The 1343-nt window shown below is 42.9% G+C and carries 1 protein-coding gene; it reads left to right on the forward strand.

Annotation, left to right across the window (positions count from 1 at the left end; genetic code table 11):
- The first annotated feature begins 137 nt into the window (after nucleotides 1–137).
- Nucleotides 138–1223, forward strand: a complete 1086-nt coding sequence (locus JGK22_RS33060) for an RNA-guided endonuclease TnpB family protein (protein WP_293187238.1) — start codon at nucleotides 138–140, stop codon at nucleotides 1221–1223.
- The last annotated feature ends 120 nt before the right edge of the window (nucleotides 1224–1343 follow it).

The following is a 1343-nucleotide window of genomic DNA, read 5'->3' on the forward strand; positions in this document are numbered from 1 at the left end:
GGGGGCTAGAAACTGTAACTTGATTCTTGGACAAATCTACCCATTGTTGCTCAATTGTGGGTAGCTTTTTCACTCGCAAGTTCTGCTAAGGTTGGAATATGTCACAAGCCTGCGCGAGAAGGGATTAAAGGACTGCCATGTTACTCGGATTCAAAACCGAATTGAAACTAAATAGTCGGCAGCGCATACTTTTAGCTAAGCATTGCGGAGTGGCGCGTCATGCTTGGAATTGGGGTTTGTGGCTGACCAAAAATATTCTTGGTCACAACCAAGCCAATCCCAACGAAAAGCTCAAATTTCCCACAGCTATTGACTTGCATAAATTGTTAGTAGCTATGGTGAAGTCGGAGAATGCTTGGTATTACGAGTGCAGTAAATCTACACCACAACAGGCATTAATGGCATTGCGAGATGCATGGAAACGATGTTTTAAAAAGACTGCTGGTGTACCGAAGTTTAAGAAAAAAGGAAGGCGAGATTCTTTCACATTAGAAGGAACAGTCAAAATCTGCGGGGTTAACAAAATCCAAGTTCCCGTAATTGGCGTCCTCAAGACTTATGAAAGGCTACCACAAGTATCAACTAAGTCTTGCGCGATATCCCGTATTGCCGACAGGTGGTTTATCAGTTTCAGGTTTGATGTAGAACAGCAAGAATCATGCCAAACAAGCATTGTAGGCGTTGACCTCGGTATTAAAGCATTGGCTACTCTATCAACAGGTGAAGTAGTTATCGGTGCTAAATCCTACAAAAAATATCGCGACATACTCTCAAGGATGCAATGGTTGAGTCGCCATAAAGTCATCGGTTCGAGCAATGGTCAAAAAGCACAAGTCAAGATAGCTAGACTGCATAGAAAGATAGCTAACATCCGTCAAGATACGTTGCACAAACTAACGACATTACTTGCCAAAAACCACGGTGTAATTGTCATAGAAGACTTGAACGTAAGCGGAATGATGGCGTTGCACAAGCTAGCTGCATCTGTTGCCGATATGGGCTTCTTTGAGTTTCGCAGACAGTTAACCTACAAATGCGAGTTGTACGGTTCAAAGTTGGTAGTTGTTGACCGTTGGTTTCCCAGCTCAAAAACTTGTTCTAATTGTGGAACTAAAAAAGAAACACTCTCTCTTTCTGAACGAGTGTTTGAATGCAGTCATTGTGGTATTGTTGTTGACCGCGATTTGAACGCAGCGATTAATTTGTCAAAAACCGTCAGTTAGACGGGGTTAGCCTGCGGACTGGTGAGTGCCGACACTACCAGGATGAAGCAGGAAGTAAACGAAGCTCAAAGTCCAATATTGTCCAATCTTGAGTAACTTTGGGTAGGATTTATGTAACGG

The organism is Microcoleus sp. PH2017_08_TRC_O_A (assembly GCF_020738665.1).
GTDB lineage: Bacteria > Cyanobacteriota > Cyanobacteriia > Cyanobacteriales > Microcoleaceae > Microcoleus.

Bases quoted from the DNA above. Each gene is read 5' to 3' on its own strand.
- JGK22_RS33060 (WP_293187238.1), top strand. From the start codon at position 138: ATGTTACTCGGATTCAAAACCGAATTGAAACTAAATAGTCGGCAGCGC.